The sequence below is a fragment of the Pseudoalteromonas sp. Angola-7 genome, assembly GCF_028599255.1.
Taxonomy (GTDB): domain Bacteria; phylum Pseudomonadota; class Gammaproteobacteria; order Enterobacterales; family Alteromonadaceae; genus Pseudoalteromonas; species Pseudoalteromonas atlantica.
Genome location: NZ_JAQREL010000077.1, coordinates 1 through 255 on the forward strand (window position 1 = coordinate 1; position 255 = coordinate 255).

Annotated in this window: 2 tRNA genes; both read left to right on the forward strand. The window is 47.5% G+C overall.

Annotation, left to right across the window (positions count from 1 at the left end):
• Positions 1–23: 23 nt before the first annotated feature.
• Positions 24–100, forward strand: a tRNA-Ile gene (locus tag PSH50_RS21155).
• Between the two features lie 67 nt (positions 101–167).
• Positions 168–243 (forward strand) — tRNA-Ala (locus PSH50_RS21160).
• Positions 244–255: the final 12 nt, after the last annotated feature.

The following is a 255-nucleotide window of genomic DNA, read 5'->3' on the forward strand; positions in this document are numbered from 1 at the left end:
AAAGAGAACAACACTTATTGTTTGGGTCTGTAGCTCAGTTGGTTAGAGCGCACCCCTGATAAGGGTGAGGTCGGTGGTTCAAATCCACCCAGACCCACCACTTCTTCTTAATCTTATCACTAAGATTAAAACGAAGTCGGATAACAAACAATAAGACCAGCATATGTGGGGCTATAGCTCAGCTGGGAGAGCGCCTGCCTTGCACGCAGGAGGTCAGCAGTTCGATCCTGCTTAGCTCCACCACTTTACTTCTTA